The sequence below is a fragment of the Halococcus sediminicola genome, from assembly GCF_000755245.1.
Classification (GTDB): Archaea; Halobacteriota; Halobacteria; order Halobacteriales; family Halococcaceae; genus Halococcus; species Halococcus sediminicola.
Genome location: NZ_BBMP01000001.1, coordinates 159,896 through 180,158, shown reverse-complemented (window position 1 = coordinate 180,158; position 20,263 = coordinate 159,896). Strand labels below are relative to the sequence as shown.

Genomic DNA, 20,263 nt, shown 5'->3' with positions numbered 1-20,263 from the left:
GCTCTTTACCTTCTCGTTCTGATCTTTCTCCTGTTTCTTCTTCGTCTTTTCTGTTTTTTTTTTCAATGTCACGGCACCCACCCCACTCTACACACTGCATATCGTCGGCAGCGTCAGATGTGTATACGCGACAGGCATGGAGATCATCGACCCGCACATGCACATGGTCTCGCGCTCGGCCGACGACTACGCACGGGCGCGTCGGGCTGGCATCGAGTGCTGCATCGAACCCGCGTTCTGGAGCGGCACGGACAAACAGCACGCGGGCTCGTTCTTCGATTACTTCGAGCAGATCATCGACTTCGAGACCGCGCGCGCCGAGCGCGCCGGCGGAATGGACCACTACGTGACCATCGGGCTGGAGCCCAAGGAGGCGAACTACCGCGAGATGGCCGAGGAAGTGCTGGACCGTCTGCCGGAGTACCTCGACCGCGAGAACGTCGTCGGCCTCGGCGAGATCGGTTTCGATCAGGGCACCGACGACGAGGAGTGGGCCTTCCGTACCCAGCTACGAATGGCAGAAGAGCGCGAACTCCCCGTAATAATCCACACGCCACACACGAACAAACCCGAGGGAACGGAACGAATCGTCGACATCATCGAAGACGAGGGCGTCACCCAGGAACGCATCGTCATCGACCACAATACTGAGTACACCATCGAGACCTCCCTGACGACGGACTGCTGGGTCGGCTTCACGCTCTATCCCGGCAAGATCGAGGACGAGGCGGCCATCGACCTCCTCGAAGAGTACGGTACCGACAAGATGCTATTTAATAGCGCCGCCGACTGGGACCCCTCGGACCCGCTCGCGGTGCCGAAAGCCAGGGACAAGATGCTCGACCGTGGATGGGAGCACGAGGAAGTCAAAAAGGTCGTCTTCGACAACCCCTACGAGTTCTTCGACCAGTCGTCGAACTTCGAGTACGAACGATGAAGTTCGGGTTCTCAACCAATGCGTTCCGGGAGTACAGCCTCGAGGAGACGATCGAGGTGCTGGGCAGCGCCGGCTACGACGGCATCGAGATTCTGCTCGACGAGCCCCACCTCTACCCAGAGACGGTCGATGATGCCAGGACTGAACGTATCCAGCGAATACTCGCAGACCAAGACCTCGAGATCGCCAACTGTAATGCGTTCATGTTCAGCGCCGGCGAAGTGAGCGACCGGGTCCGCGAGTCGGAGTACAGCCGCGACACGGAGGACTTCCACCACCCCTCGTTCGTCGAACACGACGCCGAGGATCGGCAGGCGCGGGTCGAACACACCCAGGCCGCCCTGCGGACGGCCGCGAACCTCGGCGCACCCTGCATCTCGATTCCGCCGGGCGGCCCGGTACCGTTCGACAGACCCGACGACGAAGCGATGGACGACTTCGTCGAGAGCCTCCGGAAGATCGCCGAGACGGCCGAGACCGTCGGCATCAACGTACTCGTCGAGCCCGAACCCGAGTTGCTCATCGAGACCACCGGGGAGTTCCTCGAATTCGTCGAGCGCATTGACTATTCACGAATTCGGTGTAACTTTGACGCTGGCCACCTCTTCAGTGTCGGCGAGGATCCCGTGGAGGCGTTCGACCGACTCGCCGAGTACGTAGACCACGTGCATCTGGAGGATATCCCCGCAGACCGCAGTCACGAGCATACCCAGCTCGGCGACGGCGCAATGGCCATCGACGACTTCCTCGACGCGCTCGATTCGCGGGGCTATGAGGGATTTGTCACGGTCGAACTCTATCCCTACGAGGAGACCGCCGCCGAAACCGCCCGCGAGGCGATGAGCTATCTCGAAGACTGCGGGTGGGTCTGAGCTAGGTGGACGAGTCACGTTTTCGAGAACGGCTCGTGGCCTATGCGGCGCTGGTACGCGTGCCCAATCTCTTCAGTGCACCACCCGATGTTCTTCTCGGTGGCGCGCTGGTTGCAGCCACGGCGGCGACGGTCTCGCTACCGTCACTCGCCGGTCTCGCGGGCGCGTCGGTACTGCTGTACGCTGGCGGCACGACGCTGAACGACTACTTCGATGCAGGAGTTGACGCGCGCGAGCGCCCCGAGCGACCGATTCCCTCCGGAGACGTGTCGCGGCGGGCGGCGGGCGCACTCGGTGCGACATTGCTGCTCGGTGGCGTTCTCGTCGCGTTTGCGGTGGCCGGCGTGCGTTCCGGCGCGCTCGCGGCGGCGCTTGCGACGGTCATCACGCTCTACGATAGCGTGCTCAAGGGTGGTCCCGCGGGCTTTCTCGCAATGGGCAGCGTGCGCGGACTCAACATCTTACTCGGCACGACCGCGGCGGGAGCGTTCGCTCTCTCGACGTGGCAACTCACGATTCCGGTCGTCATCGCGCTGTATATCGCGCTCGTGACGTACATGGCCGCAAACGAGGCGACCACCACGAATCGAGGCGCGGTCGCAGGGGCGGCGGCCGGCGTCCTGCTGGCCGCTCTCGCCGTGCTCGCGGTGGTCGTGATTCGTCCTGCACTCACTCAAAGCGCCTTCGCGCTCGCGTTCGCCGGCGGCTTCCTCGCGTGGACCGGGCGCGCGCTCGGACCGGCGTATGCGAATCCCCGTCCTGGGACCGTCGGACCGGCGGTCGGAGCCTGCATTCTCGGATTGGTGATACTCGATTCGGCGTTCGCGGCGCTGGCGGGTATCGGCTGGGCGCTCGCCACGCTCGTCTTCCTCGTTCCTGCATACGGACTCTCTCACCTGTTCGACGTTTCGTAGCCACCCCTCGGAAGGTGTTTCGGCCCGGCGGCCATCGAGTGGGTATGGTCGAACTGGCCTTTTCAACGAACGCCTACACGCGCCACACACTGCCCGAAGCGGTCGAACGTATCGCCGACCACGGCTACGCCGGTGTCGAAATTCTCGGCGACGAACCGCACGCGTACTTCACCGAATTCGGTGAGAGCGAACAGGAGGAGCTATCGAGAGTGCTCGACGGCACAGAGATGGCAGTTTCGAACGTCAACGCAACACCGCGACGGGCTACTACGACGACGCGCCACCGTCGTCGTTTTTCGACCCAACTGTTGTCACCGCCGACGACCGGAATCGAGAGTGGCGCATCGAGTACACGAAACGAGCCATCGACCTCGCTTCTGTGACTGGTGCGCCGGCGGTCTGTCTCGCCACCGGCCGCCCGCTACCCGGCAATCCACCGGGGCAGGCCTACGAGTACCTGCTCGATTCGCTCGATTCGATACTCGATTACGCCGAAGAGTGTGGCATCAGGGTGGGCATCGAGTACGAACCCGAACTGCTCGTCGAGTGTACAGAGGAAGTCCTCGCGCTCATCGAGGACGTCGGCCGCGACTCGCTGGGCGTCAACCTCGACGTCGGCCACGCCGCGGTCTATGGCGAGGACCCAGCCGAAGCCATCCGACAGAGTGCGGGCCACATCACGGGCGTTCATCTGGAGGACATCGTCGGGGGCGTTCGCGGCAAACACTACCATCGCATCCCTGGCGAGGGCGACCTCGATTTTCGAGCTATTTTCGACGCGCTCGATGACATCGACTACGGGGGGGGTTCGCCACGCTCGAACTCTACACGTATCCCGACGAGCCGGACATGGCCGCCCGCGAGGCGTACGAGGTGCTCTCGGCGTACTGCTGAGTATTCGACGATTCATGTCGGTAAAATAGTAACAAACCAGACACATCCACACTCAATGTTTCTCCGTATATTTGTAAATCTCGTGGTGAATCCCCGCTACGATCTGCTCGTTAATGAGCTCAAATAGACAGACACACTCAATGTATTTCTCACGAAAGAAGGCGCGTAGCTGATTTTTATACTCTGAATTTTCAATGAACCCACTCTGTATTGTAAAACTAAAGAAGAGAACCGCGTGTTCGGCCGCTGTCGAATGATTAGCTGTTTTTCTTTTTGCGCCATTCGACGATGTCGTCGAAGTCGAGACGGCCGTTCCCGTTAAAGTCGAACGCCTCGACGTTGTTCTGCATCTCGGGGTCGTCGATGTGCTCAAAGAACAACTCCGCGTCGGCGTCAGTCACTTCACCGTCGCCATTGAGGTCCTCGTAGAGCCCGTCGCCGTCCGGATCGGTCGGCACGGAATCCGAATCGCCGATCGCCGGTGGGCCATCGCCACTGTCGCTCTCGAGTGACTGCGTGTAGAGTTGATCGACTTCACTCTCGGGGAGTGCGCGCGAGTATGCCCACAGTTCGTCGACGCGGCCGGCCATGTCGAATCCCTGCCCGACGCCGATGCTCATCGGCTCGCTCTCCGACCGGCTGCGCGAGCCACCGGTCCAGGTCTGGGGGGAAGAATTGAGTTCGTTCTCCTGATCGAACACGTGAATCTTGGTATCGCCGCCGTTGACGACCATCACCACGAAGTACCACGTCTCCGGATCAACCTCGATCGCTGAGCCGCCGCCCCCGACGCCGGTGTTGCCATTGTTCCAGAGCTGTGGAACAATCGCCTGGCTCTGGTTGGCGAACTCCAGATCCCACCCGTTTGCCGGCCCGTTTGAGAGGGATCCGCCGATCTGGAATGGCGCACGCGCATACGATTCGTGTTCGGTGTAGTTGATCCACGCGCCGGCGGTCGCGCCCTCGCCGTTGAGCGGCAAGGGCTCAGTCATCACGCCGTCGTCAGCCTCGCCCTCATTGGGGCCGAACGTGACGTCCGTCGCCTGATTAATGTCGAACTCGTAGGCGTTACCAACGATACCCTCCGCGCCGGTGGTCACGTCGCCGCTGATCGTCGCATCGGTGCCCGTGACCTCGTTGACCGGCATGTCGTTGTCGAACGTGAAGTGCGCCTCCAACCCCCGTTCGAGAGGTTCGCCACCGAAGACGGTGACCGTTGTGCTCGCGCTGGTTTCTTCCTCTTCGCCATCGTAGGTGAACGTCGCCTCAGCGTTCAGGGTGTAGCTCCCCGGCGAGGCGTCGCTGATGGCCGAGATGTCGAATTCGACCGGCTGGTCCTCGCCGACCGCGATCGAGTCGATGCTCGTTCCGGAAGTGCCACTGATCTCGATCTGATCGGTGTTGGAGGTCAGCGACACTTCCACGTCGGACAGTTCGCTGCTGGAGGTGTTCTCGACTGTGACGGTGGCCACCGTCGACTCGTCTTGGCCCAGCGTGCTGCTATCGAGGTTTAGCGAGACCACCGCAGCCGCGCCGCCGGTGATCTGATAGATTCCCGAGTCGTTGTTGGGGGCGCCGTATCCGCTGCCCCACTCAAGGAGGTAGAGCGCGCCATCTGGTCCAATGGTCATAACCATCGGCCGGAGGAACGTTTCATTCGGCATGAATGGCTCGATATCGAGCACCTCCCCGTTGTCGTCGTAGGAGACATACCTGATCCAGCCGGCGGACCACTCTGCAATGAAGTGCTTATTGTCGAAGTACTGCACCAGTGCGTCGTCGCCCGAGTAGTTCTCAGCGTTGTATACCGGACCGCTCATTGGCGACCCGCCTTCGAATTCGGGGTACGGGGGTTCCTCAGGGAGGTACTCCTGGGCGTACTCGGGCGGCGAGTTGAGGAGCGCGCTCCATGAGTACGTATACCAGATCACCGGCTCCTGAGCGGCCGGAAGTTCTGCCAGTCCGTCATTGTTCACCGACTCGTTGATGGGGTTCTGCAGGTCGAACGGTTCGCCCGACGACTCGAAAGTATAGCCCCGGCTGTTGTCCGCGTCCACGAACTCTCCGTCGATGTAGGGGAGATTGGGGCCGACAAAGTACGGCCACCCGTAGAACCCAGGCTCAGCGGCCCGGTTAAACTCGACGATTCCGGGCGGGCCGCGTTCGGCATCCCATCCACGCGAGTCAGGTCCGTAATCGCCCCAGTACAGCACGCCGGTCTCGTGATCGATACCCATTCGGAAGGGGTTGCGACAGCCCATCACGTAGATCTCGGTTTTGACGAGATCGTTCGCTCGCGCTTCGGCGTACTCATCGCCAGTAAAGAGGTTTCCATCGGGCACGGTGTAGCCACCGTCTTCCTGAGGTGTGATTCGTAAGATGCTCCCTCGGAGATCGTTGGTGTTGCCCGCCGAGCGCTGGGCGTCGAACCCGATTCGGCCGTCGCGCTCGTCGATCGGCGTGTAGCCGCCCGATTCGAACGGGCTAGTGTCGTCACCGACCGAGAGGTAGAGATTCCCATCTGGGCCGAACTCCAGGTCGCCGCCGACGTGAGCCAACGGATCGGGTGCGGCCGGTACTCTGAGCATTTCGATCTCCGATGATGGATCGATCGTGTCCCCTTCGACCGTGAACCGAGACAGCTTCTTGTGGGGATCCTCATCGGTCTCGCCGAACGGTGCGGAGTAGTACAGGTACAGCCAGCCGTTCTCCTCGAAGTCTGGGTCAAGAACGAGTCCCTGTAAGCCGTCCTCACCGCTAATGTAGACGTCAAGTTCGAGAATGGTCGTGATCTCGGTGGTGTCAGGGTCGATCATCTTGACCGTTCCGGTGCCTCCGTTGACGTTGCCACGAGTACTGAAAAAGACGTGACCGTCGGGCGCGATGTCAATCGCCATCGGCGCGTCTAGGTCGGATGCCAGTTCCGTCTTCGTGTAGCTACTCCAGATGGGGCTGGTATCGGTCGGGTCGCCGGTTCCAATGGGCGAATCTGGATCGATTGGCTTCAGCTCAATCGATCGGAACTGGGTGGGGTGGCTCTCGGATTGGATGGAAATGGTGCCGTCTTCAAGTGGGGTACCGTTATCCAGTTGGGGGTTCGTGTAGCTCAGGACCACTCCGTCATCCTCGACGATGTGGCGGATTGCCTCGTTGCCACGAACAACAAGCGTAGCGGTTACCCATTGGTCCCCGCGATAGGTATCCGAGTTCGAATTGGTGCAATGTTGATTGTGTATTCCACCGTTCATGAAGATATCGGTGCCCGGGGTACAGACATTGGCGGTGGTGCGTTCAGCATCACTGCCTTCCGATTCGCCGAGCAACTGCACTTCGATGGAGTCGGGGAAGTCCTGATCGAGTGCCATTTCTTCGGGCGTCTGGCCGTGGATCATCAGACCGTTATTCCTGTAAGCCCAGCTAGGAGCTCCAGAAACCTGATCGTCGACAAAGCGATACTCGGCGCGGAGAATGTAATGAGAGAACTCCTCGTCGTAAAAGAGATGGCCGAAGGTGCCGTCCCACTCATTGTAATCGTCGTAAGCGACCGTAAGCAGCCCGTCTTCGACAGTGAAAGTGTCGTTGTAGTTTTCGCCGGTAGGCTGTCCTGTGAACTTGGGCATCCAGCCGTTGAGATTCTCGCCGTTGAACAGTTGAATCCACTCGTCGTCGGTAGACTGTGCTCCGGCAGGCATGCCGGTTAAACTGGCCACACCCAGACCTCCGATCGCTTGTAGAACGCGTCGTCTGTTCGGAAGTCCGATTTGTTCTCTATCGTTTGTACTTGGATCTAATTCTTCCACGAAACCTTATCTGACCGAAAGTATAAATATTTTATGTCTATTTGGCTTCGTTAAAACTCCCTTCTACTTAAAAACACAATCACCATCGACATCCGGGCATTTTATCGGTTTCATCTGAATGGCATAGAAAGGGCTTCGACTTCCCCGGTAAACCGTGATCAGGCATCTCGATAAAAAACACTCGCCAGAAGCCGAACCGTGCCAGCAGTGGCTAATTCACGTTCTTAGCTGTTTTTCTTTTTACGCCATTCGACGATATCGTCGAAGTCGAGGCGGTCGTTGCCGTTGAAGTCGAAGTACTCGGCGTTGTTCTGCATCTCAGGGTCGTCGATGTGTTCGAAGAACAGTTCCCCGTCGACGTCGGTCACTTCGCCGTCACCGTCGAGGTCCTCGTAGAGTCCATCGCCGTCCGGATCGGTCGGCGCGGAATCCGAATCACCGATCACCGGTGGGCCATCGCTATCGCCGTCGTCCGAATGCTCAATGCGGTAAACCCCTGAATCGTTGTTCGGGCCGCCGAAGCCGCTTCCCCATTCGATGAGGTATAGCGCGCCGTCGGGACCGACCTTCATGTCCATCGGACGAAGGAATTCCATGTCCGGCAAAAATGGATCGATCTCGGTGACGTTGCCGTCGTCGTCGAAGGAGACGTACTTGATCCAGTTCTCGTTCCACTCCATTATGAAGAACTTCCCGTCGAACGATTCTGGTAGCGAGACATCGGAGTCGTAATCGTCCTGGTAGCGGAAGACCGGTCCTGCCATCGGCGCGCCGCCCTGTAGTTGCGGGAAGGGTGGTTCGTCAGGGAGGTATTCTTGAGCGTACTCAGGAGCGTCTAAGAGATCCTCCCAGGAGGCTCCAGAGTAGTATATCATCGCCTCCTGAGATGAAGGCAAATCAGTGAGGCCGTCGTTGTTCGGCGACTTGTTCACTGGATTGTCGGGGTCGAAGGGGTCGCCTGATTCTTCGGTCTCGAAGTCGTAGTCGATATACGGAATGCTGGGGCCAACGAAGTACGGCCAGCCATAGAAGCCGGGTTCGTCAGCTTGGTTGAACTCGACGATCCCCAGCGGGCCGCGCTCGGCGTTCCAACTGCCGGCATCGGGACCGTAGTCACCCCAGTAGAGCGTGCCCGTTTCCTGATCGACCGCCGCCCGATAGGGGTTGCGGTTGCCCATCGTGTAGATCTCGGGCTTGACATTGCCACCGCCGCCACCGCTGTCGCTTTCCTCAATCGCAACGTCACCGCGCATCTGGAACGGATGGACCGAACAGTAGTATTGTACCATTTCGGCCGTCGCCTCGAACTCGACCGAGGCCGTCCCGCCCTGCCCGGTCACGAGTTCGGTGCCGACGAGCTCGCTCTCGTTCTCATCGAGCATGTAGAAGTCGTGGGGTGCGCCGTCGAGGTTCTCGAAGGCGACTGTGTAGGTTGCGCCTTCTTGTAGTGTGAGCGTCGGATTGGTCTCACCCTCGATCGAACTCGGCGCTTCGCCGATCCATCCGCTGATTTCTCCGCCTAGCTCAATCGTCGTTCCCGGCTCGATGGCGTCGCTGTCACTACCGCCACCGCCGCTGCTGTCGCCAGGGAAGAGGTTGCTGTCGGGAACGGTATAGCTGCCGTCCTCCTGAGGGATGATTCGCAGGATTTTTCCCCGAAGATCGTTGGTGTTAGCAGCCGTACGCTGGCTATCATAGTTTTTCCGCCCGTCGCGCTCGTCAATCGGGGCATACCCACTCGATTCGAACGGATTGGTATCGTCGCCGGTGGTGAGGTAGAGCTGCTCGCCACCGGGGCCCCAGTGCATGTCCCCACCGGTGTGACAGCACGTCTCGCGCTGAGTGGGAACCCGCAGAATCTCGACCTCCGAGTCGGGATCTATCGTATCACCCTCCATCGTAAATCGCGAGAGGCGATTGTGAGGCCCGTCAATCTCGTCGTTGGTCGGCGAATAGTAGAGATACACCCATCCGGTGTTTTCGAAGTCCGAATCGAGCAGAATTCCTAAGAGACCGTCTTCTTGGCCAGCGTAGACAGTGAGGTCGAGGACCGTAGAGATTTCGTTGTCGTTTTCCTGATCAATCATGATTACTTCGGCGGGAGTTTCCTCACCGCCGCCGAAGTCACCACGCTCGATATAGAAGACACGTCCATCCGAAGCGATATCGACCATCGCGGGATTTTGGGTATCGGTGTCGAGGGGGATTTTCTCGTAGTTGTCCCAGACGGTGCCCGACGCGCCGCCACCGATGTAGCCCGCCGCCCACATCATCCCGCCCTTGAGGTGTTGACGGAAACGCCGGCTATCGTAACTGTCGTCGGTGTGACCACCGCCGGTGTAGAATGAGCGTGCGCCGTCGTAGTATTGCGCCCAGGCGATTGGATGGTCAATTCCGTCCATACCTTCGTTCTCGTAGGTGCTCTCGTCGAGAGCGGCAAGGACGTGAACGTCTCCACGGGGATTTTCTTGGTAGTCGTACCACTCATCGGTTCGTGTCCAGACGGCTGGGAGGTGACTCGTCGAAGGATGGGTCCGATCTGTCACATGCACTTCGGCCTCCTGGACCGAGGGGTGACTGCTGAAATACGCGCCAACGAGACCGCCGTACCACTCCCAGTCGTATTCGGTGTCAGCGGCGGCGTGGATACCCATGTACCCGCCGCCGGACTGGATATACTGCTTGAAGGCGGCCTGCTGGTCGTCATTTAAGACATCACCGGTGGTGCTGTTCCAGACCACCAGATCATACTGAGACAGCTCACCCGCATTGGCGGGGAACTGTGAGGCGTCGCTCTCGATGACGTTGACCGTAAAGTCGACATCGTTTTCGTTTCCGATTTCGGTAGCGAGTTCCTGAATCGCCTGATTACCCTCAGGAATAGAATTATGCCGAAACTCCGTAGTCGCCGAGAATACCAATATTGCAGGGTCCGAGCCGATCGCAGAGTCACCCATCTGTGCCTGAATTCTTCCTTTGGAGGCCTGCGAGCGAGCCGACCCGACGCCAGCGAGTCCAGCCACGCTGAGACCGCCGAGCCCCTGCAGGACTCGCCGCCGAGACGTGCTGGTTCTCGCAGTACTTTTTACGTTTGTAGCATCGCTGTTCACGATGTCACTAGTATCATAACTCATGCTGACAACACACATACAGTGCTCGCCACAGCACTAAAATGATTTCGGTTTGCGAACAAACATTGTAGTTAGAACAGATATACTAATCAATCGCCACCGTGCTCTTAGACTCAGGTTGACGAACGTTGGACGGTGCCAAGGCGTTCGAGCGGACCGAGGCGGCGTGGTGGGCATCGCTGGCCGAAACGCAGCTGTAAGTTCTTCGGGAGGGCGGTCACCACACGGCGTTTCGTAGCCGGAGCACTGACTGACGTCGATAATATTTGAAATTCACCCGACAATATTTGAACGGTTGCAACTTGCGGAGTAGTTCGTCGGGATTAGTCATCGCATGCAGCGAGCGGCGACGAGAGGCAATCGACAGGCGAACGTGTACCGGCCGTACGTCGAAGTAGCTGACAGAAGTCTTGCGAAGCCGCGTTGGCGTTCTTAGTTGTTGTTCTTTTTGCGCCATTCGACGACATCGTCAAAGTCGAGGCGGCCGTTGCCGTTGAAGTCGAAGTACTCGGCGTTGTTCTGCATCTCAGGGTCGTCGATGTGTTCGAAGAACAGTTCCCCGTCGACGTCGGTCACTTCGCCGTCACCGTCGAGGTCCTCGTAGAGTCCATCGCCGTCCGGATCGGTCGGCGCGGAATCCGAATCACCGATCACCGGTGGGCCATCGCTATCGCCGCCGTCCTGCACGACAAAGCGGAGCATCATCTCGTAGTCTTCGTGTTCAAGCATGTGGCAATGCCAGGGGAAATGTCCAGTATATCCATCGAAGCGTGTGAGGATTCGTACTGTTTCATTCGGCTCGACCCGAACGGTGTCCTTGTGCCCTCGTTCATTCGGGTCAGGAGGTTCGGTTCCGTCCGGTCCGCGCCCGATCACTCTGAACGTAACTAAGTGGAGGTGGATCGGATGTGCTCCGTTGGTCGTATTGGATAGCTTCCAGATCTCGGTCGCGCCGAGTTGCGGTTTCACGATCCCTTTCTCGTCGTCATCGACAGATTCGACGAACCCATATCCGTTCAACGTATGTTTGATCGACCCTACTTCTTGATTGTAGGTCAGATCGAGCGTCATCTCCCGCGTCACGCTCGCATCGTTCTCGTCGTATTTGCGAGAGAACGGCAGGTTCAAACTCGTCGGGTTCGCGCTCCTGTCCGCCGGTTCCTCGGTCGGGTTGGCAACTTGGAACTGCATAAGTTCGCTCAGATCGCTTCCCGAGTTGTTCCCTTCGTAGGGCAATTCGGCGTTATTAGTAAGGGTGAGTGTTTCTCCTGCGTAATCGGAGAAATCGACGATGACTTCGCCGCGCTCAAATGGCTGGATGACGAGCGAACTGAGATCCCCATTCGGACCGATCGGAACCACTGATTCCAGAAATCCGTGGCCAGGGGCGAACTGGTACATCATTGGGACACCTTGGCCCGACTCGTTTTCGAGTTTGAGGCTGAACGTCCGGTGGTTCGCGCCGTTGACGAGTCGAAAACGGTATCGTCGGGGTTCGACCTCCATGTACGGCCACACGCCACCGTTGATAACTGCGGTATCGCCGACGAAACTCGGAACAAACTCGTCGGGGTAGTACAACGAGCCATCCGAATTGAACGTCTTATCTTGTAAAAGAAGTGGTATGTCGTACTCGCCACTTGGGAGATTGAGGTCTTCGTCTGCTTGGCTCTGAATCGTGTACATGCCGAGCAGCCCGGCGTACGCGTTGAGCCGGACGATGCCGAGCGTGTGGTCGTGGTACGTCGAGGTCGTTCTGGCCTGATCCATCGGAAGCCGTTGCCACTCGTTGACGAATCCTGGACCTACGACGCCCTCGGGCGACGTCCACATCATGGACTGGCCGTCGTTCTCAGGCTCGACTTCGAGTCCGTGGAAGTGGGTTACTGCCCGGACTTCTGGGACGGAAACGTCCTTCCCGTATTGAGGATGGTTCTCGGCCGTCGTTCCGGGGATTGACTTGACGACCTTGAACATGTGTTCGGTCGGCAGCCCGCTATCGTCGAAGTGGACCGTTATCGGCTCGCCCCGCTGCGCTTCGATGAGCGGTCCGGGGTACGTGCCGTCAAAGCCCCAAACCGTGGTTTCCGGGAGGTCTGGATGTAGATTCTGAGTGAACTCCTCCCGCGAAATTCGGTAGGCGTCGGCTCCGTTTCTCGTGCCGTCAGGCTCCCTAATTTCCGGAATGGAAAGCGGTTGTACGAACTTATCGAGGTCGGGGGAAGCGGGGACCGATTGTGCGGCCGCTCTGACGGAGATCTGCGGGAGCGTCCCAGCGATCCCTACGGCTGCGCCGGTTCGAAGCAGGCGCCGTCTAGAGAGTCCCAGTTCTGTGTCCTCTGTCTGGCTATGGCGGTCTCTGTCTGTCATATCGAATCTTACTGAGAGATGCTAGCAGCCCGGACAAATTAATTTTCGGGATGAATCTGTAATAGTTCTACACGGGACGAACCATTGGCGTCCGTATAGTGGTCTGTAAAAGGATTGAATTCTGAGAGCGCGTAGAGGACTGATTGAGGGGGAACGTCAGCTGGAAGTCGCCGATTATTTCACTGAAAAGAGCTTGAACGAGCGATCAGTGAGTCACAGAAGATGGACGAGATGCGTCTCGTCCGCCGGTCTTGTTCCGGCAAGAACCCTACGCGGTAGATACAATTACGGAGGCTGGCCGTCACGCCAGTATTTCCCAGCAGACGACGAGCCACTGGGTACATATGTGGAACGAACATGGTGTAGAGGGCTTGATACCGAGCTCCGGGAGCCTACCGCCTTCGAAGTTCGGTGTCAGAACCCCGAGATTACCTCCCCTTCCCCATTCCAGCGATGTACCCCGCGAGCATTCGCCATTGCGTTTGTACACGGTTCAGGGGCCGAAATTAGGCTTTTGTCAGCGAGTGAAACAGAGGCGAGTTGGAGCTATACTAAGGTTTAGGGACGTCACGCCGCCTGTGGGGTGTAGGATGCAAGTCTAAAGCGGTCAGCGCCTACTCCTCGGTGTCGTATGGCTCGCCGACGGCGGCGGGAACCCGCGTGTAGCCGATGAACGTGAGCACCACGAGGACGGCCACGTAGGGGAACAGTCCTGTAATGCTTCCCGGCAGCGAGATGCCGATGGTCTGGAGCTGAATCTGGAGCATGTCCATCGCGCCGAACAGTAGCGAGGCGAGGAGGGTCCCGATGGGGTTGTAGTTCCCGAAGAGATACGCCACGATGGCGATCCAGCCCCGACCGTCGACGAGCGTCGCACCGGTGCCGGTGAACCCGTTTCCGATACCGATAGAGAGCGTCGCGCCAGCCAATCCGGCCATCGCACCGGAAAACACCACCGTAGCATAACGGACGCGGGTCACGTCGACGCCCGCGGTGTCGAGGGCGCTCGGGTTCTCGCCGGCCGCTTGCACCCAGTAGCCATACCGGGTTCGATAGAGTACGACCCACGCGGCGATGGTCAACAGGATAGTGAGCAACACCAGCGGTGAGGAATCGAAGAGTAGCCGACCGAGTACAGGTATCGAAGAGAGCAGGGGGACGGTGAGGTTGTCGATACTGGGAAGCGTCGGGCTGGACACGCCACCCCAGATGACGGTCGCGGTGAACGGCCCGAAGCCGAGGCCGATGAACCAGACCGCCAATCCCGCGACGATCTGGTTCGCCTCGTATGTCACTGTGAGCACGGCGAAGGCCACGGCCAGCACCGAACAGACGAGGATGGCCGCGATGATACCGACCCAGAGATCGGCTTGACTGATCGACCCACCGCCGGTGAGCAGCCACGGGACCGCGGCACCGACGAGCGCGCCGAATATCATGAACCCCTCCAGCCCGATGTTGAACACGCCGCTTTTTTCGGCGTACAGGCCGCCGATGGCCGCGAGCGCGATGGGCATCGCGGCCTGCAGCGTCCGCTGGAACGCACCGACAGTCAACAGCTCATCACCCGGAAACTCGAATAGCGTCGCGGCTCCCCCAACGAGTAATACAGCGGCGACGATGCCGGCGACGCCGACGGTGAGCCGGTTTCGGGTCGCGTAGTCAGCGACACTCATCGCTCCTCACCCCCGAGTCCGAGTCGCTGTCCGGCCATCCGAAACAGCTCCGGCGCGGCGACGAACAGCACCACGAGACCGACGACTCCATCGACCAGTTCCGGCGGCATATCGAGGGTGAACCCGATGTACTGGCCGCCAGCGTCCAACCCCCCAAACAGGAGTCCCGCCGGCACGACGCCGAGCGGGTTGTTCGCCGCGAGCAGGCTCACGGCGATGGCATCGAAGCCAAAGCGCGGGAACGTGTTCGGGTCGCTGTAGTAACCGAGGATCATGATCGCAAACAGCGCGCCCGCGAGACCCGCGACCACGCCGGAAAACGTCATCGTGGTCACGATAGTCCGCTTGGGCTCGACGCCCGAGTAGGCGGCGACGGACTCTTGGTGCCCAGTAGTAACGAGGTCGTAGCCGAACCTCGTCCGGGCCATGACGACGTAGACGACGAGAACGGTCGCCAGCGCGACGGCGAGACCGATGATCGAGAACGTGGCGCTATTGAATACCACGGAGGGAAGTTCGACGTATGACGGAAACGGCTCGGTGTTCGGTGCCGAGGCCCCTTCCGGACGGAGAAAGCCATCGACGAGAAAGAAAACGACGCCCGAGGCGATGAAATTCAACATGATAGTGGTAATGACCTCGTTCGCGCCCGCGTAGGCTTTCATCAGTCCCGGGAGCGCCGCGTACGCACCGCCGGCGACGACCGCCGCGAGCGTGCCGAGGAGAATGAGCACGACGCCGCCCACTGCTCCAGCGGGCAACACTGGCGCGAGAAAGAGGATGATGAGCGCCGTGGCGAACCCACCGACGATGAACTGACCCTGCACGCCGATGTTGAAGACACCGGCCCGAAAAGCGATGGCGACGGCCACGCCCGCAAGAATGAGCATCGTCGACTGGCGGAGCATGAACGCGATGTTCGAAGAGGTTCCCACCGCGCCGTAGACCAGCGCGGAGACGAACTCCACCGCATCGTAGCCCGACGCAGCCACGATGACCGCGCCCAACAACAGCGCCAGCGACGTCGATGCTACGGCGATTGCTATCCGTTCGAGCACCGACGCCTGGAGCATGCGGTCTGCGGCCCGTTCGAGGGCCGCACGCGCCCGCCCGCTGTCGGCGCTCACGAACGCACGCTCCTGTCACGCACCCGTTCGTCGGCGTCGGTCTCGGCGGCCTCGGACTCTTCGTTCTCTTCGATTTCCTCGCGCGTGCGCCCGGCCATCATGAGACCGAGCTGTTCTTCGGTGACGTCGTTGGGGTCGACGACGTCCACGAACTCGCCTTCGTACATGACCGCGATACGGTCGGATAGCTGTTGGATTTCGTCGAGTTTCGAGGAGACGAGTAGGATGGCCAGTCCCTCGTCGCGCATCTCTCGCAAGCGCTCGTGGATGAACTCGATGGAGCCGATGTCCACGCCCCGGGTCGGGTGTGTCGCGGCGACGAACGCCGGGTCGTGGCCGAGTTCGCGCCCGACGACGAACTTCTGTTGATTCCCACCCGAAAGCGATCCCGCCGTCGCGTCGCGGTCTGCGGGCTGGACGTCGTACGCTTCGATGATGTCGTCTGCGTGCTCGCGGACAGCCCCCCAGTCGAGGAACCCGTTGTGGGCGTACGGTTCGATGGTTTGGTTGCCCACGAGAGCATTCCGCACGAGGTCGTAATCCTGTACTAAACCTGTTTCTTGGCGGTCTTCCGGAACGTACGCGATACCCGATTCGATGCGGTGGCGACGGCTCGTGTCCGTGATGTCGGCACCATCGAACGTTATCGTCCCGGATGCAGCGTTTTGAATCCCGGTGAGCGCTTCGACGAGTTCGGACTGGCCGTTGCCCTCGACGCCGGCGATACCGAAGATTTCGCCCTCGCGGACCTCGAACCCGACATCCTCGACTCGTTCGAGACCGCGGTCGTCCGCGACGTGGAGACCATCGACGTCGAGGATGGTCTCGCCGGGCGAGGTGTCCCGGGCTTCGGTGTCGAAAAGGACGTCGCGCCCGACCATCATCCGGGCGAGTTCCTCCTGAGAGGTCTCGGCTGCATCGACGGTGCCGACGGCTTTGCCATCCCGGAGCACAGTGATATCATCGGCGGCCATCGCCTCGTCGAGTTTGTGCGTGATGAAAATCAGCGAGTGGCCCTCGGCGGTGAGTTCGTCCATCACGCCGAAGAGGTTCTCGACTTCCTGTGGCGTGAGCACCGCCGTCGGCTCGTCGAGAATCAACACGTCGGCCCCGCGATAGAGGCTTTTGACGATTTCGACGCGCTGTTGAATCCCGACGCCGAGGTCCTCGATGGGCGTGTCGAGATACTCGTCGACCTCGAAGCCGTAGGTCGAACAGATGTCCGCGATGGCAGAGCGGGCGTTTTCGGTGTCTACCAACCCGCCATCGGTCGGCTCGTGGCCGAGGACGATGTTCTGAACGACGGTCATGGTATCGACCAGTTGGAAGTGCTGGTGGATCATCCCGACGCCGGCGTCGATGGCGTCACGCGGCGAGTCGAAATCTCGATTCTCGCCATCGACGACGATCTGTCCCCCGTCGGGGTCGTAGAGTCCGTAGAGCACGCTCATCAGCGTCGATTTCCCCGCACCGTTCTCGCCGATGAGGGCGTGGACAGTTCCTTTTTCGAGCGTGAAGTCGACCCCATCGTTGGCGACGACATCGCCGAAGCGTTTGGTGATGCCATCGAGACGGACGGCGGGTGTTCGTGTGCTGTTCATGCTGTCTGTGTGGAAATTTGCGTCATCGATAGTGTGTGCGACGATGCTGACTTACTGGCAGCCGGACGCGGTACAGGGAACCGTGACGTCGCCGTCGAGGATGGCCTGTTTGGATTTCTTGAGGTTCTTCTCGACGACGCTCGGGAGTTCCGAGCCGACGGTCTGTCCGAGCACCACCGCGACGGCGTCCTGTTTGAGTCCGAGCACGTTGTTACCCTGCACGCTCTGCCAGTTGTCCTGTGTGACGGCTTTCGCCACCTGGTACGTGCCCTTGTTGATGTACTTGACCGCCGATCCCATGATGACGTCCTTGTATTTCGGAAGAGTCTTCGACTGGTCGGCATCGACGCCGATGGCAAACTGGTTCGCCCCTTGTGCGGCCTGGAAGACGCCCTGTCCGGCGGCCGAAGCAGCGTGATAGACGATATCTGCTCCGGCGTCGTACTGTGAGCTGGCGATGTTGTTCGCCGTCTGGGTGTCGGTGTAGTTGCCGATGTAACCGACCTTCACACTGGTGCTCTCGCTGACGGATTTCGCGCCGGCTTTGTACGCACGCTCGAAGGCGTTGATAAGCGCGCCGTCCTCGCCGCCGACGAAGCCGATGGTCGCGTTGTCGGGACTCGTCGAACTTCCCTTGAAACTGAAATCGCGCGTCGTCATCGTGCCGGCGAGAACGCCCGCCTGATACGACATCTGGTGATTCGCCCATGCGTAGCCCGCGACGTTGGGCTGCTCAACGTTGTCGTTGATGAGCATCCACTTCTGGTCGGGGTACTGGGTGGCGTTCGTTTCGAGGGCCTGCGTGTGATTGTAGCTAACGAGAACGATGAGGTCGTAGTCGGGACTTTGACTCTCGGCGAGCCGCGACTGCACAGTTTTATAATTCGATTGATTAGTTTCCTCGACCTGCTGGAGGTTGACGTTGAATTCTTTCTTTGCATTCTGGAGACCCTCCCACGCGAGGTCGTTGAACGCCTGGTCACCGAAGCCCGCGGGACTGGAGATGATGGCGATGTTCGTCGCGCCGCTTCCACCACCTCCACCGCCACCGCCGCCACCGCTACTGTTTCCGCCTCCGCCACCACCGCCGCTACCGTTTCCGCCTCCGCCACCACCGTCGCTATCGTTGCCACCGCCGCCGACACAGCCGGCGAGAGCCGCCCCACCCAGGAGTGCGGTCCCCGATTTCAGCACGCTACGTCTGCCGATACCGCTCGCTGTCAGTCGCTGCCTGTGCGTGCGCCCCGACTCCTTGTCCGAACTCCTGTTGTTTGCCATCTCGCCTCAAGAATTTCTTGGATTAGTTGTTAAATGTTTCGACAAAGTGTTCAGCTCCAACGGGGCTGATGGACGTGATGAACAGACATATCCGAGTGTTCTGTTCTGTTGCTATTGATCCGCTTAATCAAACCGGGCCACTTCGCCAATCTTGGTGTCGATCATTAACTCGGAACAAACTAAGTCGTAAGAATAACATTAACAGTTGTGTCTTCTCGGTGTAGTCGTCAAGAAATTCGAGCCATTGACTGAGCCATAGTTGTGCCAGTTCGTCAGGCGTGAATTCCCCACAGAACTCGCGCTCTTTCTTGGTCCAGAGCGACCCTTCATGGGTAATTTCGTTCTGATCGAGGATCGCGTGGGCTTTGTTCTTGCAATCGGTACGTTTCTCAAACTTTTTTCAGCCACGCGCTGGCGCGCGGCCTTTCCGTAGCTCGTCGGGCGGTATGTAGCTTTCGGCCGCTATATCAACCCGCAAGAGCTGAGCGAGCTTCTTTGCATCGACGTGATCGGCTTTTCGTCGGTTTCGGCGATCCAACGTGTCTTCAATGGCTTGACGAGCACCACCTCAAGATGCTCGTCAAGCGAGTCGTAGACTATAAAGTAGCTACCGGTAGCTTCAATCATGTCTTGTTGCAGCGGTAGCTGAGGCCGTTCTCAGCCGGTTTCTCTGGTGTTTTCGTGAGATTTGTGGGGATTTGGACGCCTTCTTACGATATGAGGTCGAAACGGCCACTTGCACGACAGTGTAAGAAGCTTGCCAAGCGCCACGTCGACGACTCAGGCGTACCCGCTGTCGCCGTTCGGCGACAGCGGGTACGCCAAATGGGTCCAGATCGCGTTGATTCTCATGCGCGTCGAACTCAACAAGAGCCTCCGTGAGACCGAGGCGTGGTTCAACGATTCAACCGTTATTCTTGACGAATTCGGCCTCGAACGCGCACCGCACTACAGCTCATTCTGTCGTTGGGAGCAGCAGTTCCAGATGCGTGAGCTACGCCGCCTGCTCCGCACTTCGGCGGAGCAGGCCGGCTGGAGTGGGAAAGCAGCCATCGACGCCAGTGGCTTCCAGCGCGATCAGACCAGCCACCACTACCGCAATCGTGCTGATTACTCCTTCCAGTCGCTGAAAACGACAACCTTGGTCGATATGAACACGCTGGTGATCGGGGACGTCCACTACACCACCCGAAAAAGCTGGGACGGCCACATCGGGATGCAGGTCTTCCGCCGGAACGCGGAAGACCTGCAGGTTCTGGCCGCGGACGCGAACTACTCGTGGAGTGCTCTCCGTGAGAAGTGTCACGGTGAGTCAACGCGACCGCTCATCAAGCACAAAGAGCACACGCCGTTGAAACAAGCACACAACGCGCGGATAGACGCCGACGACTACCACCAGCGGTGGATGAGCGAGACCGGCTTCTCGCTGCTCAAGGAAGACGATGGTGAGAAGCTCCACTCTCGGAGCTGGCACGGCCAGTTCCGAGAGCTCACTCGCAAGTGTATCGTCCATAATTTGTCGCAGGCGGCGAGTTAGGCTCGCCGCCTGCTCTCTTTCTCCAGCGTATTGGTCAGAGACATCGCCGTCATCACCGAGCGAAGTCCGAAGATGATGCTCTTCTGAATGTTCACAGAACGTTATCGGCGACAACTACTGCATCTT

General features: G+C 59.5%; 10 protein-coding genes and 2 pseudogenes. 5 read left to right on the top strand and 7 right to left on the bottom strand.

Annotation, left to right across the window (positions count from 1 at the left end; genetic code table 11):
* Nucleotides 1–136 precede the first annotated feature (136 nt).
* The 4 genes and pseudogenes from ACP97_RS00725 (at nucleotide 137) to ACP97_RS21195 (ending at nucleotide 3,617) form a co-directional block, all read left to right on the top strand.
* Nucleotides 137–937 carry a TatD family hydrolase gene (locus ACP97_RS00725; protein WP_049995920.1) on the top strand — a complete coding sequence of 267 codons (801 nt, stop codon included), beginning with the start codon at nucleotides 137–139 and terminating at the stop codon, nucleotides 935–937.
* Nucleotides 934–1,809: a sugar phosphate isomerase/epimerase family protein gene (locus ACP97_RS00720; RefSeq protein WP_049995919.1), complete on the top strand. Its 876-nt coding sequence runs from the start codon at nucleotides 934–936 to the stop codon at nucleotides 1,807–1,809. The genes ACP97_RS00725 and ACP97_RS00720 overlap by 4 nt, the downstream gene beginning before the upstream one ends.
* Nucleotides 1,810–1,814: 5 nt before the next feature.
* The gene (locus ACP97_RS00715) at nucleotides 1,815–2,723 is read left to right on the top strand and encodes a UbiA family prenyltransferase (protein ID WP_049995918.1); all 909 of its coding nucleotides are present in this window, start codon (nucleotides 1,815–1,817) and stop codon (nucleotides 2,721–2,723) included.
* Between the two features lie 44 nt (nucleotides 2,724–2,767).
* Nucleotides 2,768–3,617: pseudogene (locus tag ACP97_RS21195) on the top strand (sugar phosphate isomerase/epimerase family protein).
* Between the two features lie 257 nt (nucleotides 3,618–3,874).
* On the opposite strand, the gene ACP97_RS00705 reads toward ACP97_RS21195, so the two are convergent.
* From ACP97_RS00705 to ACP97_RS00675, 7 genes are all read right to left on the bottom strand, one after another.
* Nucleotides 3,875–7,327: a family 16 glycoside hydrolase gene (locus tag ACP97_RS00705; RefSeq protein WP_154019868.1), complete on the bottom strand. Its 3,453-nt coding sequence runs from the start codon at nucleotides 7,325–7,327 to the stop codon at nucleotides 3,875–3,877.
* Nucleotides 7,328–7,641: 314 nt separating this feature from the next.
* The gene (locus tag ACP97_RS00700) at nucleotides 7,642–10,374 is read right to left on the bottom strand and encodes a ThuA domain-containing protein (protein WP_049995916.1); all 2,733 of its coding nucleotides are present in this window, start codon (nucleotides 10,372–10,374) and stop codon (nucleotides 7,642–7,644) included.
* Nucleotides 10,375–10,980: 606 nt separating this feature from the next.
* Nucleotides 10,981–12,918, bottom strand: a complete 1,938-nt coding sequence (locus ACP97_RS00695) for a multicopper oxidase domain-containing protein (protein ID WP_079977482.1) — start codon at nucleotides 12,916–12,918, stop codon at nucleotides 10,981–10,983.
* Between the two features lie 614 nt (nucleotides 12,919–13,532).
* Nucleotides 13,533–14,594 (bottom strand): ABC transporter permease, encoded by a 1,062-nt coding sequence (locus tag ACP97_RS00690; protein WP_049995915.1) that lies wholly within the window; start codon nucleotides 14,592–14,594, stop codon nucleotides 13,533–13,535.
* Entirely contained in the window at nucleotides 14,591–15,667 is a 1,077-nt protein-coding gene (locus ACP97_RS00685) for an ABC transporter permease (RefSeq protein ID WP_049995939.1), read from the bottom strand. The genes ACP97_RS00690 and ACP97_RS00685 overlap by 4 nt, the downstream gene beginning before the upstream one ends.
* A 50-nt stretch (nucleotides 15,668–15,717) precedes the next feature.
* Complete coding sequence (locus ACP97_RS00680) at nucleotides 15,718–17,322, bottom strand: ABC transporter ATP-binding protein (protein ID WP_049995914.1); 1,605 nt, start codon at nucleotides 17,320–17,322, stop codon at nucleotides 15,718–15,720.
* 51 nt (nucleotides 17,323–17,373) lie between these two features.
* The gene (locus ACP97_RS00675) at nucleotides 17,374–18,516 is read right to left on the bottom strand and encodes a BMP family lipoprotein (protein ID WP_049995938.1); all 1,143 of its coding nucleotides are present in this window, start codon (nucleotides 18,514–18,516) and stop codon (nucleotides 17,374–17,376) included.
* 801 nt (nucleotides 18,517–19,317) lie between these two features.
* On the opposite strand from ACP97_RS00675, the pseudogene ACP97_RS00670 reads away from it, so the two are divergent.
* Nucleotides 19,318–20,137: pseudogene (locus ACP97_RS00670) on the top strand (IS5 family transposase).
* Nucleotides 20,138–20,263: the final 126 nt, after the last annotated feature.

Coding starts and splice junctions, on each gene's coding strand:
- ACP97_RS00725 (WP_049995920.1), top strand. CDS start 137: ATGGAGATCATCGACCCGCACATGCACATGGTCTCGCGCTCGGCCGAC.
- ACP97_RS00720 (WP_049995919.1), top strand. CDS start 934: ATGAAGTTCGGGTTCTCAACCAATGCGTTCCGGGAGTACAGCCTCGAG.
- ACP97_RS00700 (WP_049995916.1), bottom strand. CDS start 10,374: ATGGGTGACTCTGCGATCGGCTCGGACCCTGCAATATTGGTATTCTCG.
- ACP97_RS00695 (WP_079977482.1), bottom strand. CDS start 12,918: ATGACAGACAGAGACCGCCATAGCCAGACAGAGGACACAGAACTGGGA.
- ACP97_RS00690 (WP_049995915.1), bottom strand. CDS start 14,594: ATGAGTGTCGCTGACTACGCGACCCGAAACCGGCTCACCGTCGGCGTC.
- ACP97_RS00685 (WP_049995939.1), bottom strand. CDS start 15,667: ATGCTCCAGGCGTCGGTGCTCGAACGGATAGCAATCGCCGTAGCATCG.
- ACP97_RS00680 (WP_049995914.1), bottom strand. CDS start 17,322: ATGAACAGCACACGAACACCCGCCGTCCGTCTCGATGGCATCACCAAA.